This is a genomic window from Sphingomonas sp. BK235, from assembly GCF_004345855.1.
Classification (GTDB): Bacteria; Pseudomonadota; Alphaproteobacteria; order Sphingomonadales; family Sphingomonadaceae; genus Sphingomonas.
This window is the reverse complement of record NZ_SLXN01000004.1, coordinates 69,133-95,275: the sequence shown is the minus strand read 5'-3', so window position 1 is coordinate 95,275 and position 26,143 is coordinate 69,133. Positions and strand designations below refer to the sequence as shown.

At 70.8% G+C, this 26,143-nt stretch carries 20 protein-coding genes; 7 read left to right on the top strand and 13 right to left on the bottom strand.

Annotated elements, in window-relative coordinates; all coding sequences use genetic code 11:
• Positions 1-46: 46 nt before the first annotated feature.
• The 5 genes from EV292_RS12325 to EV292_RS12305 all read right to left on the bottom strand — a co-directional run bounded on the left by EV292_RS12325 (position 47) and on the right by EV292_RS12305 (position 6,559).
• Positions 47-943, bottom strand: coding sequence for a glycosyltransferase (locus tag EV292_RS12325; protein WP_132909524.1), 897 nt, complete (start codon positions 941-943; stop codon positions 47-49).
• Complete coding sequence (locus EV292_RS12320; RefSeq protein ID WP_132909523.1) at positions 940-2,229, bottom strand: hypothetical protein; 1,290 nt, start codon at positions 2,227-2,229, stop codon at positions 940-942. The genes EV292_RS12325 and EV292_RS12320 overlap by 4 nt, the downstream gene beginning before the upstream one ends.
• A 288-nt stretch (positions 2,230-2,517) precedes the next feature.
• The gene (locus EV292_RS12315) at positions 2,518-4,632 is read right to left on the bottom strand and encodes an AAA family ATPase (RefSeq protein WP_132909522.1); all 2,115 of its coding nucleotides are present in this window, start codon (positions 4,630-4,632) and stop codon (positions 2,518-2,520) included.
• Between the two features lie 44 nt (positions 4,633-4,676).
• Positions 4,677-5,993: an outer membrane beta-barrel protein gene (locus tag EV292_RS12310; RefSeq protein ID WP_132909521.1), complete on the bottom strand. Its 1,317-nt coding sequence runs from the start codon at positions 5,991-5,993 to the stop codon at positions 4,677-4,679.
• On the bottom strand, positions 5,993-6,559 hold the full coding sequence (locus EV292_RS12305) for a polysaccharide biosynthesis/export family protein (RefSeq protein WP_243693748.1): 567 nt from the start codon (positions 6,557-6,559) through the stop codon (positions 5,993-5,995). The genes EV292_RS12310 and EV292_RS12305 overlap by 1 nt, the downstream gene beginning before the upstream one ends.
• 248 nt (positions 6,560-6,807) lie before the next feature.
• Between EV292_RS12305 and EV292_RS12300 the strand changes: the two genes are divergently transcribed.
• From EV292_RS12300 to EV292_RS12290, 3 genes are read left to right on the top strand one after another with little or no spacing between them, the layout of a single operon-like run.
• Positions 6,808-7,929, top strand: a complete 1,122-nt coding sequence (locus EV292_RS12300) for a glycosyltransferase (protein ID WP_165927093.1) — start codon at positions 6,808-6,810, stop codon at positions 7,927-7,929.
• Between the two features lie 60 nt (positions 7,930-7,989).
• Entirely contained in the window at positions 7,990-9,150 is a 1,161-nt protein-coding gene (locus EV292_RS12295) for a glycosyltransferase family 2 protein (RefSeq protein ID WP_132909778.1), read from the top strand.
• A 31-nt stretch (positions 9,151-9,181) separates the two neighbouring features.
• The gene (locus EV292_RS12290) at positions 9,182-10,744 is read left to right on the top strand and encodes a glycosyltransferase family 39 protein (protein WP_132909518.1); all 1,563 of its coding nucleotides are present in this window, start codon (positions 9,182-9,184) and stop codon (positions 10,742-10,744) included.
• 13 nt (positions 10,745-10,757) lie between these two features.
• On the opposite strand, the gene EV292_RS12285 is transcribed toward EV292_RS12290, so the two are convergent.
• From EV292_RS12285 to EV292_RS12265, 5 genes are all read right to left on the bottom strand, one after another.
• Positions 10,758-11,279, bottom strand: coding sequence for a hypothetical protein (locus EV292_RS12285; RefSeq protein WP_132909517.1), 522 nt, complete (start codon positions 11,277-11,279; stop codon positions 10,758-10,760).
• 28 nt (positions 11,280-11,307) lie between these two features.
• Positions 11,308-12,678, bottom strand: a complete 1,371-nt coding sequence (locus EV292_RS12280; protein WP_132909516.1) for a hypothetical protein — start codon at positions 12,676-12,678, stop codon at positions 11,308-11,310.
• Positions 12,679-12,748: 70 nt separating this feature from the next.
• Positions 12,749-13,819 (bottom strand): glycosyltransferase family 1 protein, encoded by a 1,071-nt coding sequence (locus EV292_RS12275; protein WP_165927092.1) that lies wholly within the window; start codon positions 13,817-13,819, stop codon positions 12,749-12,751.
• A gap of 35 nt (positions 13,820-13,854) precedes the next feature.
• On the bottom strand, positions 13,855-15,135 hold the full coding sequence (locus tag EV292_RS12270; protein ID WP_207913419.1) for a glycosyltransferase: 1,281 nt from the start codon (positions 15,133-15,135) through the stop codon (positions 13,855-13,857).
• Positions 15,136-15,214: 79 nt separating this feature from the next.
• Positions 15,215-16,414: a glycosyltransferase family 4 protein gene (locus tag EV292_RS12265; protein WP_132909515.1), complete on the bottom strand. Its 1,200-nt coding sequence runs from the start codon at positions 16,412-16,414 to the stop codon at positions 15,215-15,217.
• Positions 16,415-16,746: 332 nt separating this feature from the next.
• Here EV292_RS12265 and EV292_RS12260 point away from each other — a divergent pair, with 332 nt between their 5' ends.
• From EV292_RS12260 to EV292_RS12245, 4 genes are read left to right on the top strand one after another with little or no spacing between them, the layout of a single operon-like run.
• Positions 16,747-18,018, top strand: coding sequence for a hypothetical protein (locus EV292_RS12260; protein WP_132909514.1), 1,272 nt, complete (start codon positions 16,747-16,749; stop codon positions 18,016-18,018).
• 40 nt (positions 18,019-18,058) lie between these two features.
• On the top strand, positions 18,059-19,147 hold the full coding sequence (locus EV292_RS12255; RefSeq protein WP_132909513.1) for an acyltransferase: 1,089 nt from the start codon (positions 18,059-18,061) through the stop codon (positions 19,145-19,147).
• A complete protein-coding gene (locus tag EV292_RS12250) occupies positions 19,147-20,265 on the top strand; it encodes a polysaccharide pyruvyl transferase family protein (protein ID WP_132909512.1) in 1,119 nt (372 codons plus the stop codon). The genes EV292_RS12255 and EV292_RS12250 overlap by 1 nt, the downstream gene beginning before the upstream one ends.
• On the top strand, positions 20,262-21,725 hold the full coding sequence (locus EV292_RS12245) for a lipopolysaccharide biosynthesis protein (RefSeq protein ID WP_132909511.1): 1,464 nt from the start codon (positions 20,262-20,264) through the stop codon (positions 21,723-21,725). Before EV292_RS12250 ends, EV292_RS12245 begins: the two co-directional genes overlap by 4 nt.
• 30 nt (positions 21,726-21,755) lie before the next feature.
• Here EV292_RS12245 and EV292_RS12240 read toward each other — a convergent pair whose 3' ends face one another.
• Genes EV292_RS12240 through EV292_RS12230 form a run of 3 tightly spaced genes read right to left on the bottom strand, consistent with a single transcriptional unit; the run spans position 21,756 to position 26,100 of the window.
• Complete coding sequence (locus EV292_RS12240) at positions 21,756-22,883, bottom strand: glycosyltransferase family 4 protein (protein ID WP_243693747.1); 1,128 nt, start codon at positions 22,881-22,883, stop codon at positions 21,756-21,758.
• A gap of 47 nt (positions 22,884-22,930) precedes the next feature.
• Positions 22,931-24,295 (bottom strand): DUF1501 domain-containing protein, encoded by a 1,365-nt coding sequence (locus EV292_RS12235; RefSeq protein ID WP_132909510.1) that lies wholly within the window; start codon positions 24,293-24,295, stop codon positions 22,931-22,933.
• Between the two features lie 11 nt (positions 24,296-24,306).
• On the bottom strand, positions 24,307-26,100 hold the full coding sequence (locus tag EV292_RS12230; RefSeq protein WP_207913418.1) for a DUF1800 family protein: 1,794 nt from the start codon (positions 26,098-26,100) through the stop codon (positions 24,307-24,309).
• Positions 26,101-26,143: the final 43 nt, after the last annotated feature.

The window sequence follows — 26,143 nt, the reverse complement described above, 5'->3', positions numbered from 1 at the left end:
CTCCGCGCTGCCACCTCCCCTTGCAGGGGAGGATCAGTATGACCCCTCACCGCCACAGATGCCCCCCGCAGTCGCGGATATAGCGTCGCGCCGCCTTGCCGATCGGCGCGCGCGCCGGGCGGTCGCGGCGGCGCAGCCACGTCACGAACTGGCGCATCGCGCGCACCACGTCCATCTCGCCGCGCGCGAAGGCATAGGCATAGGGCGGGAAGGCGATCAAATTCACCCACACGTACGGCGAGGGCATGCGCAGATAGCTGATGATGAACTTGTTGGTCAGCCGGTCCGACTGCACCAGCCGTTTGGGCTTGCGCCCGGCGGGATGCTCCAGCTCCTCGCACACCACGTCGGGCTGGTAGCGGATCGTCCAGCCGCGATCGATGATGCGGTAGGAGAGCTCGATCTCCTCCAGCCCGTAGAAGAAATCGGGGAGGAAGCCGCCGGTCTCCGCGATCGTCGCGGCGCGGAACGCCACGCAGCCGCCGACGAAGCGGAAGGTGTCGAACGGCCGGGTCAGGTCGATCGACTTGTCGGTGTGCGGGATCAGGTCGGGGCGGGGGCGGGTCTCGCCGCGGACGTGCTTGCGGATCGTCACCGCGCCGAGCCGCGGCGTCGCGTCGAACAGCGCCCCGAAACGGTCGAGGAAGTCGGGCGTCTCGACGAACACGTCGTCGTCGAGCAGCACGACGACCTCGCCGCGCGCGCGCTCGAACGCGAGGTTGCGCGCGACCACGCCCTTGTTGACGCCGTCCCACAGGTGCACCGCATGCGCGAACGGGGCGAGCTGCGCGGTGCGATCGATCCGCTCGACATTGTTGTCGATCACGATCAGCTCATAATCGGCGCGCCCGGCGAGATGCCGGGCGAGCCGCTCGATCACCTCGGCGAGGATCGGCTCGCGCGCGTAGGTGAGGATCGCGATCGAGTAGCGGATATCGGTCATGCCAAGGTCTCTCGCGCGTGGCGCGCCTCGGCGGCGCGCAGCAGCAGCAGGTTGATCGCCTGGGTCACGGCGAAGGCGAGCGCCATGCCGGCGACGCCGTGGCGCCCGCCGAACCACAGGCCGAGGATGGTCAGCGCCGCGGTGACGCAGCGGATCGCCAGCATCGTCCGCCCGGCGCGACGCACGATCAGCAGCGTCTCCGACGGCAGGTTGAGCCCGAACAGAAAGAAGCCGAGCGCGAGCAGCCGCACGTTGGCGGCCGAGCCGTCATATTGCCCGTGGAACACCAGGGCGACCAGCGGCGCGGCGAACAGCGCGACCAGCGCGAGATACAGGCCGGTCGCCAGCGCGATGGTGAGCCGCGAGCGGCGCACCACGCGCGCAAGCCCGGGAAGTCCCTCGGCGGCGAACGCACGCGCGGCGCGCGGCTTGTCGATCGAGTCGATCGCCGAGACGATGCTCATCGCCGGGTTGGTCAGCGTCCGCGCCGCGGTGAACAGCGCGGCGGCGACGGGTCCGACGAGCACGCCGATCACCACCACGATCGAGGCGGTGCTGTAGACCGAATAGGGGAGGTTGGTCGCCGCGAGCCAGCTCGACTCGGCGCGGTGGCGACGCACCAAGGCGCGCACCCCGGCGCGGTCGGCGCGCGCGGGCGCGAGCCCCGGCAGCGCCAGCGCGAGCGCGGCGAGGCTGGCGAGCACCCAGGCCAGCGCGCCGCCGGGCGCGCCCAGGCCCAGCCGACCCGCCATCAGCGCGGCGAGCGCGAGCATGAAGAAATAAGCGGTCGCGCACAGCGCCACCATGTCGGCGCGGTCGATCTTGTAGAGCCAGCGCCGCGCGAACTCCCACGCCAGCATCGCGGGCGAGATCAGCGCGGTGAGCAGCAGCGGCTCGACCGCCCAGCCGCACTCGGGCCAGCGCCGCGCCGCCAGCGCGACCGCGCCGCCGACCAGCGCGGTCGCCGCCGAGAGCGCCAGCGCGAGCACGAGCGCGATCCACCACCAGTCGCTGTTCTCGGCGTGCGCGGCGCGCGGGTCGTGGTCGGCGCGGTGGTCGGTGGTGAAGGGCAGCACCGCGGCGGAGCGGTGAAAGCCCGAGATGACGTAGTGGAGCCCGATCATCATGCCGACCGAACCGAAGTCGGTCACCGCCAGCGCGCGGCCGAGCAGCGCGAAGGCGATGATGTTGCCGAGCCCCGACGTGCCCTGGTCGACCAGCGCGTAGAGCCGCGGCGCCGCGGCGGCCCCGACGCGGCGCTCGAGCGGCGCGGCCAGCGTGCGCATCGCGCGTTCGAGGCGTTGCGCCGGGATGGTCGGTCCTCCTCGTCGGGGCGGTGGTGATGGGGAAACGTTCCCCGGAAAAATGAACGGGAATTGCTTTCTTCGTCATCCCGGACCTGTTCCGGGATCCACCGTCCCGCAAACGCTTCAAGCGCGAAGTGCGCGGCGGGATGGACGGAACACGTCCGGGGTGACGTGGAAGGGCAACGCTCCGTCTCTCTCGACGGCGATCCCGAAACGAGTTCGGGATGACGACGCGCGGCGCCGGCCTGCGCCGGCGCCGCGGCGTCGTCAGTTGCTGACGTAATATTCCTTCATGTCGGTGTAGTAGTACGACGCGTCGCCATAGCCCGACTGCGCCTGCGTCTTCAGGTTGACCATCGTCATCGCCACGCCCGCGACCGAGCCGCCGACCGTCTCGATCTGGTGGAGCGCGGCGCGCACCGCCTTCACCGGGGTGCGGCGCCAGTGCGTCAGCAGCGCGAGCGAGTCGAGCTGCGGGATCATCGTGCGCGTGTCCACCACCGCGAGCACCGGCGCGGTGTCGATCAGGATCACCTCGAACTCGCGCCGCAGCGTGGCGAGCATGTCCTTGAACGCCTCGGTCTCGAAGATGCGCTGGCTCTTCTCCGCGCCCGGCGTGATCGGCAGGATCACCGCGCCGGTCTGGTCGGTGACCATCACGTCGCGCAGCGTCGCCTCGCCGTTGAGCGCGTTGGTCCAGCCGATCGCGGCGTCAGGGCACATCGCCTGGGTCACCGAGCGGCGCCGCAGGTCGGCGTCGATGATCGCGACCTTGGTCGAGGCCATCGCCAGCACGCGCGCCATCGAGGTGGTGGTGGTCGTCTTGCCCTCGCGCGGCAGCGCGGAGGTGACGCCGATCACGCGCCCGCCCTCGGTCTGCGCCTCGCGCGCGTCGAAGATCAGCGTGGTCGCGAGGCTGCGGAACGCCTCGGCATAGGACGACATCGGGTGCAGGATCACCGCCTCGGCCGCGTCTTTGGTGCGCGGCTTGTCGATCGCCGAGGTGAGCGTCGGGATCGAGTTGAGGAAGTCGACGCCGAGCAGGCGCTGGATGTCGTCGATCGTGTTGATCGTCTGCGACCAGCGCTCGCGCAGATAGGCCAGTGCCAGCGCGATCGCGATGCCCACCGCGAAGCCGACCAGCAGGTTGATCGCGAGCCGCGGCGACGACGGGGCGATCGGCGGCACCGCGGCCACCATGATCTGCGCGTCGGGCTGGACGATCGCGAGGTTGGTGTTCTGCTGGCCGACCGTGGCGAGCAGGTTCGTGTAGAGCTGGCGCGACGCGTCCGCCTTGCGCTGCAGCTCGGCGAGCTCGACGCCCGCGCGGACGTTCGAGGCGAGCCGGCCCTGCGTCTGCGCGAGGCTGCTCGCGATCGACGCGGCGCGGGCGCTGGCGGCGTCGGACTCGGCGCGGACGCTGCGCGACACGCTCGCCATCTCGCGCTCGACCGACTTGTCGAGCTCGGACACGCGCTGGCGCGCGTCGATCACCTGCGGGTTGCGGTCGCCGTAGCGCGCGCTCAGCCCGGCCAGGTCGCGCGCCGCCTCGGCGCGCTGCTGGCGCAGGCTCGACAGCGCGGTGGTGTCGACCCCGCCCGAGATCACGGTGCTGCCGCTCGCCGCCCCGCGCGCCGCGGCCTGCGCCGCCTCGCCGCGGGCGCCCGCCAGCTCGCTGTTGATCGTGTTGAGGTCGATCCCCGCGTTGACCGCGTTGGGATCGGTGACGATGTTGTTGCGCAGGCGATAGGCCGCCACCGCCGCATCGGCGTCACGCGTGCGCTGCGCGAGCAGCTCGAGCTGCTTGCTGGCGTCGGTCTTGCCGCCGTCCTCGGTCCCGGCCTTCTGCTGCGCCTGGACGACGAGATAGGCACGCGAGAAAGCGTTCGCGATGCGCGCCGCGTCGAGCGGGTTGCTGTCGGTGTAGTTGATCGTGAACAGCGGCGTCTGGCCGACGCGCGCGGTGGACACGTTGGCGAGCAGCGCGGAGGCGAGCGCGTCGACCGACTGGCCCGTCGGGTCCATCGACTTGGCGATCTCGCGCAGGCGCGCGTTGTTGGCGACCGCCTTGTCCTGCAGCACCTGCTTGGCCACCGGCAGCGAGCTGACGATCTGGAGCTGCGAGCTGATCGCGGCCTCGCGCTCCTGGTCACCCTGGGAGCGCGTGCCGCCCGTGCCCGCGTCGCGTGCCAGCGTCTCGCTCGGCGCATATTGCAGCTGCGCCGTGGCGGTATATTTCGGGGTCATCGCCTTGGTGCCGACATAGGCCAGCACCAGCATCGCCGCGACGATCGCGATGCTGATCGGCAGGTGCCGCTTCAGCCGCGAGAACAGCCCGGCGAGATCCTGCTGCCCAGGGTCACGGATAGTCTCCTGATTCATTACCTACCTGCGCTTGCTGGGACCGATGATGGCATCGCCCTGGGTCAAATCCTGAACTTCATGCTCGTGAGCGCGCGGAACTCGTTGATTCCCGGCCCGCGCTGCGTTCCCGAGCTCTGGCGCGAGCTGTACGTGGAATCGAGGCTGAGCACCCACCGCCGATTGAGCGTATATTCGAACCCGCCGGTGGCGATCACGCCCCGGTCGTTACGGTCGATGATCTTGAAGTCGCCCGTGAAGTAATCGAAGCCGAGATAGGGGACGAGGCTGCGCAGCAGCTCGTGGTTCACCCGGATCCCGCCGCGCGTCGCGATATAGCCCGGCGAGCCGCGGATCGCGGCCTCCTCGGGCTGGCGCGACACCACTGCCGAGATGGTCGTGATCGGCGACAGATAATAATCGGCGCGCAGGTCGATCGCGAGGCCGCCGATCGGCACGAACACCGGGCTGGCATAGGTGCGACGGAAATAGCCGAGGCCGCCCGCGATGCGCAGCAGGTCGGTCACGTCGGCGATCGCGCCGACGCCGCCGCGCCACTCGTCGCTGGTGCGATCGTCGAGCGGGTTGGTGGTGACATAGTCGGTCTTGCGATAGGTGCCCTGCGCGAAGATCGAATTGTCGGGGCTCAGCTGATATTCCGCGCGCACCGTGCCGCGGTACACGTCGCGGTCGCGGAACGAGAGGTTGAGCCGCGCGCCCGTCGTGCTGACCGTGTCATTGTAGCGGAAGCTGTTGAAGTCGCCGTTGAACGTCCAGCGCAACCGGTTGGTGACCACCGCCGCGCGCAGCATGCCGCGCGCCTGGTCCACCGCCACCGAGCCCGCACCGTTGACCGGGAAGTTGGCTTCCTGCTGGCTCTCATAAGTGCGGCGATAGGAGGTGGCCCCGCTGATCTGCGTGTCGCCGACCACGTCGAGCCGGCCGCTCAGCTCCGCGAGGAAGCCGTCCTCGTCGCGCGGCGACGTCCAGCGATAGCGCACGCCGCTGTAGTTGACGACGCCGCGCAGCGAGTGCCGGCCCCAGTCGCTCTGGATCGCGACCTGCGGCGAGATCGCGGCATAGGTGTCGGACCGCGCGTCCTCGGTGGCACCGACCACGTTGGTGGTGATGCCGACGCCGCCGGTGACGTCGGGATAGATGCGGAAGCTGCCGAGCGGCAGTCCGATCGGCGCGAGCTCGGGCTTGGCGCGATCGAGCACGCCCTGGTTGCGCCCGGTCTGGGTGGTCAGCGGGATCTCGGAGTCGAGCAGCTGGCCGAACACCTGCGCGCCCGCGATCCCCGGCCAGGCGATGCCCGCGGCGAGCAGCGCCACTGCGGCGGCATGGCGCGGGCGGGGCGCGCGCTGGATGTCGCGGCGCATCAGAAGTAGCGCTCGCCGACTCTGATCGTGTCGCCCGGCTGGATCAGCAGGTCGTTGGTGACCTTGACGTGATATTCGCGCGAGTCACCCTCGCGCTTGACGAACACCTCGCCCTTCTTCGCGCGATAGGTGAAGCCGCCGGCGCGTGCCACCGCGGACAGCACCGTCATGCCCTGCGCATATTCATACTGGCCGGGCGTGTTGACCTCGCCCAGGATGTAGAAGGGGCGATAGGCGACGATCGTCACCGCGACGCTGGGATTCTGCACGAACCCGTCCGCCAGCCGCGCGCGAATGTCCTCGGACACCTGGTTGACCGAACGACCCTTGGCGATCACGCGGCCGATCAGCGGCAGCGTCACGCTGCCGTCCGGTCCGACCAGCTGCTCGCCGGTGAGCTCCTGCTCGCCGTAGACCGCGATCTGCACTTTGTCGCCCGGGCCTAACAGATAGGCCGGCGACGCCGCCGAAGCGACCGGCGCAGGCGCCGTGGCCGGCCCGGTCTGCGCCGAGACGACTCCCGCATTGGCAAGCAGGATCAAACCCCACAAGGCTGTGATACGCACCGACACTGCTCCCCGTTAACGGCGCGGATACCTATCAGTGATGGTCGCGGCTCGTCAATATGGTGCGGTGCAGCACGATGTCCTGTTCTGATATGGTAAGTCTTGGTTTTTCCGTTGCATCGGGGGGGCTCTGGTCACAATCTGCGCGCCACGGACCAGTGTATGCGGTCACTTAGTCGGGGCGGCTTCCAATAGTTACGTCAATCGTTCTCGCCATGGTGGGGACCGCGGTGCTGTTGGCGTGCGCGGTGCATCCACTGCTGACCTATCCGCTCAGCCTGCGCCTGTTCGTGCGCGCGCGGCCGGCGGCCCCGGTGGCGACGCTGTCGTCGCCGCCGCCCTCGCTCGCGATCTGCATGAGCGCGTACAACGAGCAGGACGTGATCGCCGCCAAGGTGGAGCGGCTGATCGAGGTGGCGCAGGCCTATGGCCCCGCCACGATCCACGTCTATGCCGACGCGCCGCAGGACGACACGGTCGCGATCCTCGAGCGCTACGCCGATCGCATCGACCTGGTGGTGGGCGCCGAGCGCGCGGGCAAGACCTTCGGGATGAACCTGCTCGTCGCGCGCAGCCGCAGCGACTATATCCTGTTCACCGACGCCAACGTGGAGAGCCAGGTCGACGTCGCGACGCGGCTGGCGCGCTGGCTCGCCGACCCCAGCGTCGGCTGCGCCACCGCGCGACTGATCTACTCCAATTCGGACGAGACTGCGACCGCGGCGCTGGGCTCGGGCTATTGGCAGCGCGAGGAGCAGATCAAGCGCATCGAGAGCGATCGCATGGGCCTGATCGGCTGCGACGGCGCGATGTTTATGATGCGCCGCGCGCTGCACCGTCCGCCGCCGCCGCACCTGATCGACGATTTGTTCCTCAGCCTCACCATCCTGATCGCGGGCAAGCGAATCGTCAGCGCCGACGACGTCGAGGTATATGAGCGCAGCGCCACCGGCGCGAACGAGGAGAAACGGCGCAAGCAGCGGATCGCGTGCCAGGCGCTCAACGTCCACCGCGCGATGTGGCCGCAGCTGCGCCGCATGCGCTTCCTGCCGCTCTACGCTTATGTGTCGCACCGGCCGATGAAATGGCTGATGCCTTTCTTCGTCGCGGGCGCGGCGCTGTGTGCGGCATTGGGGGTGGCGGCGGCGTTCGGCTGGGCGATCGCGGGCGGGCTGGTGCTGCTCGGCGCGCTGCTGCTGGTGATCGGCGAGGTCAGCCAGGCCAAGCCGCTGTCGCTCGCCTCCTCGGCGGTGCTCAGCCTCTACGGCGTCGCCATCGGGGTGATCGAATCGGTGTTCCTGAAGAAGACCTACACCGTGTGGGATCCCGCGCTGTCGGTGCGGCTCGACCCGCAGCCGACCGCGCGCTGACGCCGTGACCCCGTGACCGAAGCGAGAGACGATATGGATCGGCCACCCCTGACCGACGCGATGCCCGACGCCGCGCCCGCCGCGGCCGCGCTGTCGCGCGCGCTGCCCGCCGAGCTGGCGATCGTCGTGCCGGTCTACAATGAATCGCGCAACGTGCCGCTGCTGGTCGCGGCGCTCGACGCCGCGCTGGCGGGGGTGCGCTGGGAGGTCGTGTTCGTCGACGACAATTCGCCCGACCGCACCGCCGACGAGGCGCGCGCGCTCGCGCTGGGCGACCCGCGCGTGCGCGTGGTGCAGCGCTTCGGCCGGCGCGGCCTGTCCTCGGCGTGCATCGAGGGGATCCTGGCCACCGCCGCGCCCTATGTCGCGGTGATGGACGGCGACATGCAGCACGACGAGCGCGTGCTCGCCGACATGCTGCGGCGGATCGCGCAGGGTGACGTCGACGTGGTGGTGGGCAGCCGCTACGTCGCGGGGGGCGGGGTGGGCGAGTGGGACCGCCGCCGCGCCGCGATGAGCCGATTCGCGACGCGGCTGGCGGGGCGGCTGACGCGCGCGCCGATCAGCGACCCGATGAGCGGCTTCTTCATGCTCCGGCGCGACGCCTTCATGGCCGCGCTGCCCAATCTGTCCACGGTCGGGTTCAAGATCCTGCTCGACATCGCCGCGTCCGCGCCCGAGCCGCTGCGCGTCGCCGAGGTGCCCTACACCTTCCGCACGCGCCAGCACGGCGAGAGCAAGCTGGATAGTCTGGTGCTGTGGGAATATCTCCAGCTCCTGCTCGACAAGTCGTTCGGCCGCTACGTGCCGGTGCGCTTCATCAGCTTCGCGATGGTCGGCGGGTCGGGCGTGTTCGTCCACTTCCTGGTGCTCTCGATCGTGCTCGAATCGCTGCTGCTGTTCGGCGACGGCGCGGCGCATCAGGGGCGCTCGTTCGCGATCGCGCAGGGTGCGGCCACGCTGGTCGCCACCACCAGCAACTTCCTGCTCAACAACCTGCTGACCTATCGCGACCAGCGCCTCACCGGGCGGCGGCTGTGGTGGGGCTGGCTGAGCTTCAACCTGGTGTGCGGCATCGGCTTCCTCGCGAATGTCGGGATCGCGCATTACCTGTACCAGCGGCAGAACTATCTGGTGGTGTCGGCGCTCGCCGGGATCGCGGTGACCACGGTGTGGAACTACGCGATGTCGTCGATCTTCACCTGGCGCAAGCGCGGCTGAGCGCGACAGGCGGCGGCGCGGGAGGGGGCAGATGGAGCCGATCGATCGGGCACGGCCTCGCCCGCCTTCCTGGCCCGACGCGCGCGGCGGTGCGGCCGCGCTCGCCGCCGCCGTGCTGGTGGCGGCGGCGATCCGGCTCGCGCTCGCCGATTATTCGCTGTGGTTCGACGAGCTCGCCTCGGTCTTCTTCGCGTCGCAGCCGCTCCACCGTCTGTGGGGCGCGTGGATGCTGCGCGAGACCAATCCGCCGCTGTTCTACACGCTGCTGCGCTGGTGGATCGACGCCGCGGGGCTGAGCGACGCGGGGCTGCGCGTGCCGGGGATCGTCGCCAGCCTCGCCGCGATGGCGGTGATCTATGTCGCGGTGGCGCGCCGCTTCGGGCGCCGCGCCGCGATCGCCGCGGCGCTGATCCTCGCGCTGTCGCCGCAGCAGCTGTATTTCTCGCACCAGGTGCGCGCCTATATCGTCCTGTACCTCGCGATCGCCGTGTCGTTCGCGGGGCTGCTCCAGGTCGCGTGCGCCACCGCGCCGCGCGCGCGCGCCTGGGGGTGGGCCGTCTATGTCGCCGGCGCGGTGGCCGGCATCTACTGCCACACCACGGGAGTGATCTGGCCCGCCACCGCGACGCTGGCGCTGATGCTGGTCGACCCGCGCTTCCGCCCGCTGCGCGGCGAGCATTGGGTCGCGCTGCTGCTCGCCGGGGTGGCGATCGCGCTGGCCGCGTCGTGGTGGCTGTGGATGACCTTCCTCCAGCTCACCAATCCCAACGGCAATCTCGGCTGGATCAAGGGGCTGGGGCTGACGAAGAGCGTCCTGATCTACGTCGCCACGCTGCTCCAGTCGCGCCAGGTCAGCCTGCTGCAACTGCCCGCGCCGCTGCTCGTCGCGGGCTTCGCCGCGCTGGGCGCGTGGCGCGGGCGCGGCGACCGCGCCACGCGGCTGACGCTCGCCTGCCTGCTGGTCGGCACCGCGCTGTTCCTGCTGCTCAACCTCAAGCAGCCGATCTTCCTCGACCGCACCATCCTGTGGCTGTCGCTGTTCCCGCTGGTGCTCGCCGCGAGCGGGGTGGGGGGGCTGCGCGGTCGCGGCTATGCCGCCGCGCTCATCGCGCTGGCGCTGGCCCTGGGGGTGAGCGTCGCGCTGACACGGCCGCATCTGGCGCGCGAGGACTGGCGCGCGGTGGTGACGCGCACCGCCGCCGATCCGCGCGCCGCGCTGCTGGTCGACGGCGAGGCGATGGCGATCGCGACGCAGATGGCGTGCCGCGTCGAGCTCGCGCGCGCCGCCTGTCCCTTCGCGGTGGTGCCGCTGGTGGCGCCCGGGCCGCAGCTCGACGGCTGGGGGCGCGGGCTCGCCGCGTCGGTCGGCGCGCGCGGCGAGCGGCTCGCGCTGGCGACCGACGCGCGCGCCTATCTGTTGCGCCGGCCGTTCCACGACGTGCTGCGCGACGTCCAGCGCGCCGGGCTGCTGCGCGACGCGCGCGCGGTCGAGCCGGAAGCGCCGGTGGTGGCGGGCCCTTACCCGCCGGCGCTGATCGACGCGCTGGCGCGGCGGACGCGCGTGGTCGACGGCGTGGTGCAGGTCGCGCGCTGAGCGCGCCGACGCGTCAGGCGGCGTCGCGCGCCTGACGTGCGATCCGGGCGGGATTGCCGACCGCGGTGGCGCCCGCGGGCACGTCCGCGAACACGATCGATCCCGCGCCGACGCGCGCGCCCGCGCCGACGGTGATCGAGCCGAACACCACTGCGTTGGGGTATAAGGTCGCGCCGTCGCCGATCACCGGATAATCGTCGCGCCGCGTCCGCCCGACCGTGACCGACTGATAAAAGGTCGCGCCCGCGCCGACGCGCACGCCCTGGCCGATCACGATCGCGACCGGGTGGGGCAGGTACAGGCCCGGACCGATCTCGCTCTCGAGGTGGAAGTGACAGCCGCTGCGCCGCGTGTTCCACGCCCAGATCAGCACGCCGATCTTGTCGACCGGCGTACCGACCAGCGCCATCGCGACGCGGTGGAGGAACACGGTGGCGAAGCCGGGATGGAAGAGAAAGGCGGTGAGCGCGCCCACCAGCCGCGTCTTGCCGGTGTTGGCGCGCAGGTCCGCGCGCACGACGTCCCAGAACGACATGTCGTCTCCCTCCCTCGCGTGTTGTCGGTCAGCCGCTGACCGACAGCGCGACCGGCTGGCCCAGCGGATATTGCGCCACCAGCGGCGCCTGGCCGATCGGCGTGTCGCCGCGCGGATCGATCGCGTCGCCGCACATCATCCGCGCGCCCTTCGCCTGCTCGCCGAGGCGCAGATAGGTGCTCGGCGTCATGCTGTTGCTCCACACCACTGCGAGCTGGCGGTCGGGCATGGTGGCGTGCAGCACGAACACGTCGGGGCGCGGCTTCTTCAGCTCCACCGCGCGCGCGTTGGCGACGATGGCGCGCGCCTGTTTGATGAAGCAGGCCGCGGGCTTGGGCTGGTCGTCATTGCCGAAAATGCCGAAATTCTGCTCCATCGCGGTCGGATCCTGCCCCTCGTCCTTGAGCTCATAGGCCCAGGAGCCGCGCAGCCACGGCAACGTCGAGGATTGCAGGATATAATGCGCGTAGTTGAACCCCTGGCGCTGCGGCGAGATGCCGCATTTGGCGTTCATCGTCGCCCAGCCGAACTCGGTGACGTAGATCGGCGTGACCTTCCCGCCGCGCTGCTGGCGCAGCAGCGCCTGCAGCTTCTGAAGACGCGTCAGCATCTCGTCGGCGGTGCGCTGCGCGGTGGGGACGCAATTGTTGTAGACGTGGACCGACAGCCCGTCCGCGCCGTTGAGCACGCCGTAGCGCACGATCGCCTGGGTCCATTGCCAGTCGGGGTCGATGCCGACCGAGCCGACCACGACGGTGGCGTCGGGATTGGCGCGCTTGGCGGCCTGCACCGCCACCTTGGACAGCGCGGCGTAATGGACCGCGGCGCGCGCGTCGGACGGGTCGCCCTCGCCGGTCAGCCGCGCCGCGGGGCGGACGCTGCCGACGCGCAGGTTCCACTCGTTCCACACCTCGAAGATCGGGTCGTAGCGCTGCGTCATCCGTACCAGCGTGTCGACGTAGCGCGCGAACTGCGCCATCTGGTCGTCGGTCAGCGGCGGCCCGCTCGACGGCAGCGGGAAGGGCGCGCCGCCGAAGCCGAACAGTGGCCGCGCCCCCGCCACGGGCATGAAGCCGCTGATCCGTCGCGGCTGCGCCAGCACCGGGGCGCCGTTCGGGGGGAAGCGGAACTGCGCCCAGACGATGCCGTCGCGATAGGAGGTCGCGCCGAGCGAGCGGAGCTGCTGCGCGGCGCGGTCGGGCGAAGTATAGCCGAGCAGCCGCACCATGCCGAAATGCGTCTGCACGCCGAATATCGCGGGGGTGTAGCCGCCGTTGCCCGACCCCGCCGCGAAACTGACCTGGGTCGTCGTCGGCGCCTGCGACCATAGCGCCGCCGCTGCCAGAGCGCCCGCCGCGATCGCGCCGGTCGCCGCAAGGGTCCATCGTACCAGGCTCATCGCCCGTCTCCTCTCGTGCTTCCCGGCGCGGCTAGAACGAGGCGCGCGCGCGGGCGATCCACCGCCAGGCTCACGCCGCCGCGTCGCAGGCCGCGAGCAACGTCGCGGCCGAGCGCTCCCAGGAGAAATGCGCGAGCCGCGCGCGGCCGCGCGCAAGCCGGTCGGCGCGCCACCCGCCATCGTCGTCGAGCGCGCGGTGCATCAGCGCGGCGAGCGCGGGGGCGTCGTGCGGGTCGAAATAATCGGCGGCGTCGCCGCACACCTCGCGCACCGGCGCGATGTCGCTGGCCAGCACCGGGCAATCGTTGCCGAACGCCTCCAGCGGCGGGATGCCGAATCCCTCGTACAGGCTGGGGAAGACGAGCGCGCGCGCGCGCCGCATCAGCGCGGTCACCTCGCCGTCGGAGAGACGCCCGGCGAGGATCACCTGCTCGGGCGCGTCGGGCATCTGCGCCGCGAACACGCCGCCGTCGATCTGGCCGACGATCACCAGCCGCGCCGCGGAGGGCTGGTGGCGCATCGCCTCGATCGCGAGGCGCAGGTTCTTGTTGCGCGTCAGGCTGCCGATGGTGAGGAAATAGGGCTGGTCGTCGCCGAGCCCGAGCCGCTGGAACACGCCGTCGTCCGGCGCGGCGTCGAGATGCTCGGCCGAGTTGGGCGCCACCACGATGTCGCTCGCGCGCAGCCCGAGCCAGTGCGCCAGCTCGCCGCGCGAGAAATCGGACACGGTGGCGATCGTCGCGCGCCGCGCCAGCAGACGGTCGACGACGCGGTGGAGCAGCACGTAGCTCTTCGAGTAATTCTCGGGGAAGCGATAGATGGCGGCGTCGTGGATCACCGCCACCTGGCGCCGCCGCGTGACCGGGCCGCTCGCCGCGAGACTGAGCGCGACGCCGTCGCGCGCGAGCCGGGCGAACTCGATCTGCTCCCAGGCATGGCCGCGCAGCCGGCCGTGATGCACCTGGCGGATCGCGCGCAGCGGCAGCTCGGGCGCGCCCGGGGGCAGCACCAGCCGGCAGTCGCGCCCCGCGGCGCCGTCGCGCGCCAGCAACGCGTCGAGCGCGAGCACGATCTGCGTCGCATAGCGCTGCACGCCGGTCATCGGCTGCTGGCGGAAGCGGCCGTTGATGAAGAGGGTCATGGTGCTACCGTCGCGTCGACCGCCGCCGCCCGGGCTCAGCGGAACGTTCCCGCGGGCGTGGTGCGCGCCGCCATCGCGGCGTCGACGAAGCGCGCGAACGAGTCGAGGAAGCGCTCGCGGCTGAACGACAGCGCGTGCGCGCGGATCGCCGCGGTGTCGAAGCCGGCCTCCTGCGCCTCGAACGCCTCGATCGCGGCGACCAGGCTGTCGACGCTCTGCTCGGCGAAGTGGAGCCCGGAGAGACCGGGCACCACCGTCTCGGTCGCGCCGCCCGAGGCATAAGCGATCACCGGCCGGCCCGAGGCCATCGCCTCCACCGGTGCGATGCCGAAATCCTCCTCGCCGGGCATCAGGAAGGCGCGCGCGCGCGCGTAATGACGCTTGAGCTCGTCGAAGGAGCATTGGCCCGCGAACTCGATCGTCGGCCCCGCCAGCTTGCGCAGCGCCGCGGTCTCCGGCCCCTTGCCGGTGATGACCAGCCGCCGCCCGAGCCGGTTGCACGCCGCGATCGCGAGGTCGATCCGCTTGTACGACACGTGGCGCCCGGTGATGAGGTAATAATCATCCACCTCGGCGGAGGGGGCGAAATCCTGCACCTCGACCGGCGGATAGATCACCTCGGCGGGGCGGCGGTAGTAACGCGCGATCCGCCCCGCGATGTAGCGCGAGTTGGCGACGAACCGGTCGACGCGCAGCGCGCTGCCGACGTCCCACAGCCGCAGCCGCGGGATCGTGACCGACAGCACCAGCCGCTTCAGCGCCGAAGCGTCGCGGCGATACTGGTGATATTGGTCCCACAGATAGCGCATCGGCGAGTGGCAGTAACAGACGTGCACCGCGTCGAGCGGCGGCATGATCCCCTTGGCGGGGCCGGACTCGCTCGAGATGATGAGGTCGTAGCCGTCGAGGTCGAGATTCTCGAGCGCCATCGGCGCCACCGGCAGCAGCGAGCGGTGGAAGCGCGCCGCGCCCGGGATCTTCTGGAGGAAGCTGGTGTGGAGCCGCTCGTCGGGGACGATCGTGCGCGCGTAATCGGGATCGGCCACCAGCGTGTGGACGTGCGCCTGCGGGAAGATCCGCAACATGGTCTTGACGACATTCTCGCCGCCGCCCGGCCCGACCAGCCAGTAATGGACGATCGCGACGCGCAGCCCCGCGAAATGCGCGCGCCACGCCGCCTCGTCGCGCAGCGTCACGTCGCCGCGTCCCGATGGGAAGGCGGGCGTCGCGCCGGTCGCGTCGGCATTGCTGCCGGCGCCCGCGCCGGGCGCCGCGCGCGGCGGCAGCGCCGCGGTGATCTCGCGTTCGACGGTCATCGCGCTCGCATCCTGCTCTTGCCTCATGCCAGACCCCCGAAGCGGCGTGCTATCGCAGGTGCGCGATCAGATTGCACGATCAAAGCCGTTCCCCGACAAGCCGTTCGTAGACCGCCAGTGTCCGTTCTGCGACGACGTCGGGATCATAATCGCGCCGGTCGACCAGCCAGCGCGCGCGTACCTGGTCGCGAAAGGCGCGATCCTCGCGCACGCGCGCGATCGCGGCGAGCAAGGTGGCGGGCGCCTCCGGATCGAACACTAGACCGCGCTCGCCGAACGCGACCATCTCGGGCAGCCCGCCGCGCGACGCCACGATCGGGATCACGCCGTGGATCCCCGATTCGAACGCGACGCGTCCCGAGGGTTCGTCCCACAAGGACGACACCACCAGCGTGTCGATCGCCGCGTAGAAATCGTCCGGCTTCTGCACGCCCAGGAAGGTGACCGGCAGGTCGGCAGCCATCTGCTTGAGTTTGTTGACATAGTCCGGCTTGCCGTCGCCGCCGATGCGCAGTCGCCAGCCGCCCGCGGGCAGGGTGCGCAGCATCGGCAGCAGCTCCTCCAGCCCCTTCTCGGGCGAGAGGCGGCCGAAGAAGCCGATCGTCAGGCACGACGGGTCGATCAGATCGGGGCGCGGCGGCACCGGACGCTTGGGCTGGTACGCGCCGGTCAGGATCGTGCTCGGCACGTCGCGCGGGAAGACGCCGTTCTCGTCGTAGATCGAGCGGATCTTCTCCGAGACGTAGATGATGTGCTGCACCAGCGGCGTGCGCCGCCGCGCCGGGGTGAGCGCGAGCGCGCGGCAGCTGCCGCACACGCCGACGCAGTTCGATTCGCCCTTGCGATGGCCTGAATTGAGACACATCAGATAATAGTCGCTGACGCGGTGGACGATCGGCACGCGCTGCTCGGCGGCGACGCGCCAGATCGTCGTGCCGATCCCCGCCATCACGTGCGTGTTGATGATGTCGGGGCGGAAGTCGCGCAGCACGCGGCGGTAATCCGCGGCCATGCGATCGCCGAGCCGATCGATCAGATGCCAGCCGATCCGCTTGGGCGCGGACTGCTCGCCGCGCAGGTAGAGGTTGCGCAGCGGCAGGCGATATTCGGGCACGCCGGTGGCCTCGTGGATGCCCTCGTGCGCGTGATCGTCGACATTGAGCACCGCCACCGCATGGCCGCGCGCCTGGAGCCCCTGCGCGAGCTGCGACACCGATACCTGCGCGCCGCCGTGGACGTGCGCGGGGAAATAATTTCTCGAGACCAGCAAGACGCGCATGATCGTTCCTCATTGCGCGCGGTGACGGGTCGGCGCCCCGGGCAGGAACGCCGAATCGGTGGGTCAGCGCGGGACGCCCGCGCCCGTAGCTCCCCGTCGGCGCGCCATTTTTGTTGCTCTGCACAACCTTGCGCCCATGGAGGCGAAGCTCTAACGAATGTCAACGATCAAAGCGGCGGTGTGCCGGCTGCTGAGCGTGCGAAGCGGGAACGCGGCGGGCCTCGCGTGATGAGGTGGAGTTCATGCAGACAGCAAGGCAGGTCGCGGCCGCTCCGGTGAGATCGGCGCGACGCGCAGATGACCGAACCGGCGTCCGCCAATGGTCGATCGGGGTGGCGCGGGACGAACGTGCGCGCGCCATCGTCGTCGCGATCTTCCTGTCGCTCGTCTTCCGCAACACCATGGCCGCGCCGATCCGCGCCTATGCCGCGCCCTTGTGGTACGTGCCCGATCTGTTCGTGCTGATCGGCTTCGGCGCGCTGACCTATGTCGGTGCGCGCGAACGGGTGATCCCCTGGCTGGTCTTCACCGGGCTGTTCGTCCTGCTGATCGTCTATGGCGTCGTGAACAACCCGCCGCTCGACGTGCTGATGCAGGGACGGCAGGTCGCTTATGTCGTGCTCGCGGCCTTCGCGGGGATCGGGGTGCGCCACGGCAATCAGCTGCTGGCGCGAGCGATCGTCGTGGCCGCGGCGGTAGCGATCATCGGCATCTACTGGGACAATTTCTTCAAGGTGCCGTGGTCGGGTGCCGCTTTCGAGGGCGCGCTGCGCACCGCGGGCGTGGCGCGCGACTGGTCGGCGAACGGCGTCCGGCGGCTGTCCGGCTTCGGGCTGGCCTCGGGCGACACCTCGATCCTGATCAGCGCGGGCGCGATCGCGATGTGTGGCCTCACGCGCAACCGGCTCACGATCGTCAGCGCGATCTTCGCCGCGCTGGCGGTCCATACCGTGCTGCTGACGACGCAGAAGGCGACCGCGGGCTGGCTGATGATCACGCTGTTCGCGGCCTTCGTCACCCCGCTCATCAACTTCAAACGCGAGGGGTTCGCCTCGGCGAAGTTCCTGCGCGTGCTGGGCATGTCCGGCTTGATCGGCTGCATCCTGGTGCCGATCCTGTTCTCGGGCGTGCGCTTCAGCGAGTTGCTGTCGGTGCAGGCGCCGACGCTGGATCAGCGCATGAACGACGTCTGGCCGGTGGCGATGTCGTACCTGTTGCGCTTCCCGCAGGCGCTGCTGGGATACGGACTGGGGGCGATCGGCGAGGTCGCGCGCGTCGACGATCTCGTCATGATCGACAACATGTTCCTGTTCACCGCGCTGCTGGTCGGCATCCCGCTCGCGCTGCTGCTGTTCGGCTTCACGCTGTACGCCTTCTGGACGGCCGCGATCCGCGACGCGGTGGATTACACCGCGCTGGCGCTGGCGACGCTGCTGGTGCTCAACGGCATCACCGCCAACATCATCGCCTCGGGTGGCGTCGGCAGCATGTTCCTCGGCATGTCGTTCGGCCTGCTGCTCCGACCGACGCGACGCAGCGCGCCGGCGCGGCAGCGCTCGCGGCGGTCGCGCGGCGAGGCAAGCGCCATGGCCGAGCCGCGATGAGGACGCCGCACGGCACGGTCCGGACGTTCGTCTGACCCTCATGACTTCACCGGCTCACAAGAAGCGCCTCGACTATGTCGATGGCCTGCGCGGGCTTGCGGCGATGCTGGTCGTCGTCGCGCATTGGTTGGAGCATTCGGTCAAGAACGACCTGTTCGCGGTCGCGCCGGCGGATCAGTCGCCTTATCTGCTGCTGTCCTTCTATCTCGGGCGGATCGGGGTGGTCGCCTTCTTCTGCATCTCCGGGTTCGTGGTGCCGTTCAGCTTCCGCACCGAGACGGGCGTGCGCGGCTTCGTCATCAGCCGCTTCTTCCGCCTCTATCCGGCTTACTGGCTGTCGCTGGCGGCGGCGCTGCTGGTCTATCCGCTGATCGGGAGCGCGGTCACCGCGCCGCAGGCGCTCGCCAACGTGACGATGATCCAGACGGTGCTGCGCCAGCCCGACGTCATCGGCGTCTATTGGACGCTGTTCGTCGAGATCATCTTCTACGCCACATGCACGCTGTTGTTCGTGTCGCACCGGCTGCATCGCCCCGGCACGCAGCTGGCGATGGTCATCGTCTTTCTGATGGTCGGACTGGCGGGTGCGCTGTTCCGCTACACGCATCCTGCCAGCGGGCTGGCGATCGGCCTCCCCACCTATCTCGCGGCGATGCATTTCGGCACGATCGCCCGACTGCGCTTCCTTGAGGGCGCGCCCATCTCGGCGCGCCGCTTCGCCGCCATCGCGGCGGGGCTGATGGCGCTGGTGTTCGCGATCAACACGCTCGGTTACGTCGCCTCCGACGACAAGGGCGCGACCTGGCTGGCGAGCAGCCTCGCTTATGCGATCGGGCTGTCGGCGTTCCTGCTGTGCATCCGCTTCCACCTCTTCGGGGGTGCCGTGCTGGCGTATCTCGGCGCGATCAGCTTCGCCGTCTATCTCTTCCACCCGCTGGTGATCAGGACGATCTGTCCGCCGCTGGCGTCGGTCGTCTCCTTGCCCGCGCTCGTCCCCGTGTCGCTGCTGCTGGTGTTCGTCACGGTCTCGATCGTGGCCGCCATCGTCTATCGCCTGGTGGAGCAGCCCGCGGTCGCGCTGGGGCGGCGGCTGATCAAGGGCAGGGCGCTACAAAGGGCAATCGCTTGATGAATGAGAAGGTCCGGCCCGCGCCGGTGGTCACGATCTGCGGCGTGGCCGGGTACAATCGCGGCGACGACGCGATCGCGCTCGCGATGGTCGAGGGGCTGCGCGCGCGGCTGCCCGCGCTCGACGCGCGCGTCGCCATGCTCACGCTCGGCGCCATCCCCGCGGCGCCCGGCGTCACCCCGTTCCTCGCGGCGCGCGGCAAGCCCGCCGGTCTGCTCGCGCTGGTGCGCGCGATCGCGGCGGCCGATCTCGTGATCCTCGGCGGCGGATCGATCATCCAGGACAAGTTCGGCGGCGGGCGCGTCAAGGGGATCCTCGGCTATGCCTGGCTGGTGGCGCGGCTGGCGCGGCTGTTCCGCCGCCCGCTCGTCACCGCGCCGATCGGGGTGGACACCGTCGCCACCGACCATGCGCGCCACGTCGCGGGCGAGCTGCTCGCCTCGGCGTGCGCGATCTTCGTGCGCGACGCGCGCTCGCTCGCCAACGCGCGTGCGATCACCGCGGGCACCCGCGCGCCCGCGCCCGAGCTGGTGTGCGACCCCGCCTTCGTGCTCGCCGGCGCGCCGCCGGCGCCCGACGGCCCGGTGATCCTGTCGCCCGCCTTCGAGGACGAATATGACGACCTGGTGATCGACATCTTCGCGCGCACCGCGGCGGAGGCGGTGGAGCGGCTGGGGCGCGACGTCGTCGTCGTCTCGATGGATAGCCGCGACGACGCGCGCGTCGCGCGGATCGTCGCGGCGGTGCCCGCGGCGCAGCGCGCGCGCGTCGATGCGTCCTATCCCGCGACGCTGGACGCCGCGCTGACCGTGCTGCGCGGCGGCTCCGCGCTGATCGCGATGCGGCTCCACGCGATGATCCTGTCCTACGGCACCGCGCCGATCGCCTGCCTCAGCCGCACCACCAAGACCGACGCCTTCATGGAAGACTATCGCGTCCCCGGCACGACGATGGAGCGCGACACGCCCGCGGCGACCGCGGCGCTGCTGGTGGCGGCGGTGGCGGACTGGCCGCAGCGGGCCGAGCATGCCGCGATCCTGGCCACGCGCCGCGCCGCGCTCGACCGCTTCTTCGACACCGCGCTGGGGCTGCTGCGCGATCGCGGGGCGCGCGGGTGAAGCCGCGTTCCAACGCGGCGATCGTCACCGCCGCGACGGTGATCGGCAGCGGGCTCAACTTCGTCGCGACCCTGGTGTGGACGCGGCTGCTCGATCCCGGCGCCTTCGGCCTCTACGCGCTGGTCTCCGCCGCGGCGGTACTGCTCAACGCGATGCTGTTCGAGTGGCTGCGGCTGGTCGGCGCGCGCACGCTCTACGATCCGGCCGAGCCGAGCGGGATCAATCCCGCGCGCGCCGACGCCCTGTTCGGGATCTACGCCGTGGTGGCGCTGGTCTTCGCCGCGGCGGTGGGCTTGCTCTACGCCTTCGGCATCGGCTTCGCCGACGTCGCGGCGCGCTGGTGGCCGGTGATGGCGGCGTTCACGCTGACCGAGATGGCGCTGACGATCATCCAGACGATCTATCGCCTGCGGATGCGCTCCTGGCCCTATTTCTGGAACGCGGTGGCGCGCTCGGTCACCTCGATCCTGCTCGGGCTCGCGCTGGTCCATTACGCCGGGCTGGGCGCGCTCGGCACGCTGCTGGGGATCGTCGTCGCGCAGGGCGTGGTGGCGGTGGCGAGCGTGCTGGCGGATCCGCTGTGGCGCGCGGTGCGGCCGTGGCGCGCGTCGCGCGCGCAGGTCACCGCCGCGCTCCAGCTCGGCTATCCGCTGATCGCGAGCTGCGCGCTCACCTATGCGGCGGGCTTCGCCGACCGCTTCCTGGTCGGCTCGACGCTCGGTGCGCATGCGGTGGGGCTCTATGCCGCACCGGTCGACCTGCTCCAGAAGACGTTGGTCTTCATGATGATGACGATCAACCTCACGGGCTATCCCGCGCTGGTGCGCGCCTATGAGGATCGCGGCCCCGCCGCCGCGGTGGCCACGCTCGACAACAATCTCCAGCTCCAGCTCGGGCTCGGGCTGCCCGCGGCGGTGGGGCTGATGGTGCTGGCGCCGGGGATCGTCCACCTGCTGCTCGGTCCCGCCTTCCGTGACGAGGGCGCGCGGCTGCTGCCGCTGGTCGGCGCCGCGGCGCTGCTGCGCTGCCTCGTCACCTTCCACCTCATGATGGCGTTTCAGGTGACGCGACGGATGAAGTGGATGATCGTCCCGCCGCTCACCACGCTGGCCGCGGTGATCCCGGCCGGGCTGATCGGCATCCGCCTCGCCGGGCTGCCGGGCATGGCGCTCGCCGCGGTGCTGGCGCAGGCGCTGTGCTACACGCTGAGCGCGATCCTGGCCAAGCGCGTGCTGCCGATCCGGCTGATCACGCCCGAGATCGCCAAGATCGCGCTGGCCGCGATCGGCATGGGGCTGGCGCTCCTGCCGTTCCGCTCGGTGACCGACCCGGTCACCACCGTCGCGCTGGTGACGCTGGGCGGGGCGGTCTACGCGGTGCTGCTGGTGGTGCTGCGCGTGCCCGCGGCGACCCGGCTGGTCGGCGCGGTGTCGGGCCGGCTGCGCCGCCGTCCCGCCTGAGCCGGGCGCGGCCGCGGCACCGGGCGGGCGTCAGCGCGCCGCGGCGACCAGCTCGTGCGAGAGCCGGACATGGTCGCGCACATAGGCCTCGGAGCTGAGCCCCGCGTCGCCCATCTGGGCCTGCGCGCGCGCCGCCATCGCCGCCGCGGCGGCGGGATCGGCGGACAGGTCGGCGATCGCCGCGGCGATCGCGCCAGGGTCGCGCGCGGGGACGTAGCGGACCGCGTCGGGCGGGAAATAGGCCTCGTGCCCGCCCACCGCGGTGGCGATCGTGGGCACGCCCAGCAGCGCCGCTTCCTGCAGCGCGGTGGAACCCGAGACGTGGAGATTGGGCTGGAGCGGCACGACGACCAGATCCGCGCCGCGGTACAGGTCGAGCAGCTCGTCGGTCGAACTCACCCCCGCGACGGTGACATGGTCGAGCCCGCGCGCCAGCTCGGGATCGGCCTTGGTGGAGACGATGCGCAGCCGCCATTCGGGGTGAGCGCGCACCGCCTCGACGAGCGTCTGCCAGTCGCGATGCTTGTCGTTGCCGACGCTGATGATCCGGCGCTCGCCGCCCGGCGCGCGCGGCGCGCGCGGCGGTTCGCGATGGTCGGCGCGGATGCCGAAGCGCACCAGCTCGCAGCGCTGCGCCGGGAACAGCGCGCGCGCCGCGGCGAGGTTGAGCGGCGAGTGGAAGGTGAGCACGTCGGCCTGGCGGATCAGCCGCCGCCACAGCCAGCGGTGGACCGGGTTGGCCTTGGGCCAGCGATCCACCAGCCACACCGCCTGCGCGAGCAGCCGCGGCGGCGCGCCGCGGTCGCGGCGGCGCAGCGCGAGCAGCGCGCAGACGCCGAGGAACTGCGCCTCGGTATGCGTCCACACCACGTCCGCGGCGAAGATGCTCGCGCGGTTGCGCCACGCGTTGACCAGATCGAAGCCGACCAGCGCGCCGACGCCGAGCCGCACCAGTCTGCCCAGCCGCCCCTCGTCGGCGACCGTGGGCGGGATCAGCGTCACCCCCATGTGCGCGGCGCGCGCATAGCCATAAGGGTCGGGCTCGTTGAGCCCCACCAACTTGCCCGCGGCGTAGAGCTGCGCCCAGCGGCGCGGGTGCTGCGCCACCGCGAGATGGACATAGACCTTCATCGGTTCGCTGGCCCCCGTCGCGATCACCCGGGGTACCTAGCGGCGCGCCGCGCGCGCGTCGAGGGCGCGGCGCGTCAGGCGAACAGCGCGAGCGGCGCGCGCCCGTTGCTCGACCAGGTCGACCAATTGGGGACGACATAGCCCATGTCGGCGTCGCTCACGCCGTGCCAGCGCAGGATCGCGCCGATATATTCCTCCTGCGAGGTGGTGGGCAGGAAGCGCCCCTCCCAGCTGATATCGTCGCTGCCGCCCAGCGTCGGGTCGGGATAGCGGCCGAACACGCCGCGCGCCGTGACCCCGCCGCCCAGCACCAGATGGTTGCTGCCCCAGGCATGGTCGCAGCCATATTGCGCATTGCCTTTGTACGTGCGGCCGAAGTCGCTCATCGTGAAGGCGGTGACATTGTCGCCCAGCCCGAGCGCGAGCATGGCGTTGTGGAAGGCGGCGAGACACACCGCCAGCTCGCGCAGCAGCGCGGCATGCGTGCCCTTGCCGGTCTCGCCGGGCGTCACCTGATTGTCGTGCGTGTCATAGCCGCCGTGCGACACGAAGAAGCTCTGCCGCGCGTGGCCGAAGGTGCCGTGCGCCTCGATCATGCGCGCGACGCGCTTGAGCTGGTTGGCGAGGTCGGAGCCGAGCGCCGCGCCGGTGTCGGGATCGACGAAATAGGCGTCCACGCTGCTCGACTGGCCCAGCACCGTCGCGGTGGCGCGGGTCATGTCATAGGCGTCGGTATAGGTCGCCGCGGTGGATTCGGTCAGCGTGCCGAGCCCCGCGCCGCTGGAGAAGGCCGCGAAGGCCTGGTCCACCGCACTGGTGCTGGTGGCGCTGCGCGTCAGCGAGCCCGTCGAGGGCAGCACGATCGACTTGGCGCGCTGGCCGATCAGCGCGACATTGTTGCCCGCGAAGCTCATCAGCGGCGGCACGCCGCCGCTCGCGGCGATGCGGTCGGTCAGCCGGCCCATGAAGCCGTCGCGGCTGACCGAGCGCGCGCGCAGTCCCTGCCAATGCTCCTGCTCGTCGCTGTGGCTCATCAGGTTGGTCGGGCGCAGGTCGGGGCGTTGCGCATAGGTGGTCTTGTCGAGCGGCACCGCCAGCGTGCCGGTGTTGAGCACCAGCGACAGCGCGTTCTGGTCCCATTTGCTCGCCAGCGGCGCCATCGCGCCGTGCAGCGCATAGCCCGATCCCGCCAGCGGCGCGAGCGACCCCGGCGCCAGCGCCACCGTCCCGCGCGAGGCGAGATAGGCGCCATAGGTCGCCGGATCGGTGGGGACGACCATGTTCCAGCCGTCATTGCCGCCGAACAGGAACACGCCCACCATCGCGCGATAGCCGCTGGCGGACGCGCCGAAGGCGGCGGTGCGGCCGAACATGCCGATCGCCGCGGCGGCGCCGGCGGTCAGAGCGGTGCGGTGGAAGTGGCGGCGCGTCATCGACATGGCGGCGGTCCTCAGCGATCGACCAGGAAATTGGGGCTGGAAGCGGCGATGTAGAGCGCGATCTGGGCGCGCTTGTGCGCCTGGATCGCGGCATTGTTGTTGCGGATCGACAGGATCGCGCTGCGCAGCGCGCCCTTCTGCGTCTCGGTGGCGGCATTGTTGAGCAGCAGCAGGTTGACCACCGCCACCAGCCGATCGGGATCCTCCGCGATCGAGTCCCAGCTGGCCCAATTGGGCTGGCTGCCGGTGAAGTTGGGCAGGCCCATGTCGAAGGTCCACTCGCCGCGCGTCGGCTCGCCCAGCACGGTCCAATTGTAGACCAGGTTGTGGATCCAGGTGGCGTTGCCCGCGCTCAGCAGCTTGGTCGCCGGGCTGACGAGCCCGGCGGTGCCCGCCAGCGGGTAATCGGGCGGGTAGAAGTTGAACACCGAGGGCGAGCCGAACACCGGCTGACCCAGGTTCGAATCGCGCTGGATGAAGGCGATGCCGTCGGTCGCCAGCCCGATCGCGCGCGCCACCCCGGTCATCACCAGCACCGGCTCGCGCACCTTGCCCGCGTCGGCGCCGTGCGGCTCGTCGCCGCGCGCCTCGGGATCGAGCAGGATCGCGCGCACCACCGCCTTCAGGTCGCCGCGCACGCCGCTGCCGTTATCCTCGAACACCGAGGCGATGCGGCCGACATAGCCCGGCGTGGGGTTCGACTTGACCAGATTCTGGATCAGCAGCTTGGCGATGCGCGGCGGGGTGGAGGGATGCTGGAAGGCGGCCTCCACCGCGATCCGCGCGCTGTCCGCCGCGCTGCTGCCCGCGGGCACGCTGGTGCCGAGGAAGGCCTTGGCGTCGCTGTCGTAGCGGGTCGCCGCGGCGGGGACCATCGGCAGCGTGTAGTCGTTGCCAGTCCAGTCGCTGCGTCCACCGCTGCGCGCATAGGTCCAGCCCGTCAGCGCGCGCGACAGGCCGCGGATGTCGTCGGCGCCGTAATTGGGCACCGCGGCGCCGCTCGCGTCGAGCACGGGCGTGCCGTCATGGTTGAGCTTGACTGGCCCCAGCGTGAAGAGCTGGAGCATCTCGCGCGCGTAATTCTCCGACGGCGCGACGCGGCTGCTGTCGGCCATCGACAGATAATGGCCCATGAAGCCGTGCAGCGTCACCTTCTGGAGCAGCGTGCCGTAATTGCCGAAGGCATGGTCGAGCAGCATCTGCTGGTAGGAGGCCAGCCCCGCGGTCTGGTCACCGCCGCCCGAGACGACGAGGATCTGCGACAGCGCGAAGGCGACGCGCTGGCGCAGCTGATCGGGGGCCATCACCGCGTCGGCGTAGAAGCGCGCGGCGACGCGGCTGCGCGAGAAATAGATCTGCTGGCACTTGGGCACGCCGGTGTTGCCGCTGCAGTAATTGGCCGGCACCCAGGTGGCGAGATCGGCATAGGTGCTGCCGCGCAGCGTGAACTGCTCGTCGATCCAGCCCGGCATGCCCAGCTCGGCGATGCGCGCGATCACCTGCGGGGTCGGCCCGAAGGTCGCCTGGCGCGCCAGCCGCACCGTGTCGGGCGGGATCGCGGCGGCGCCCGCGGCGCTCAGCACCGGCTGGCGGAAGGCGGTGAGCCCCGCGCTCCACGGCAGGTTGCTCCCGTCGGTGGTGAACAGCGCGAAGAAGCGCGCGAAGGCGTCGGCGATCGTGCTCGCCAGATCGCGCGCGACCGCGACGAGATAGTCGAAGCCGCCCGCGGGCTGTTCCGCGACCGGCGCCGGGGTCGGGGTCGCGCCGGGCAGCGGCGTCGCCGCGGGCGCGGGGGTCGGCGTCACGATCACGATATCGCCGGGCGATGACGGCGTCTGGGTCGCGGCC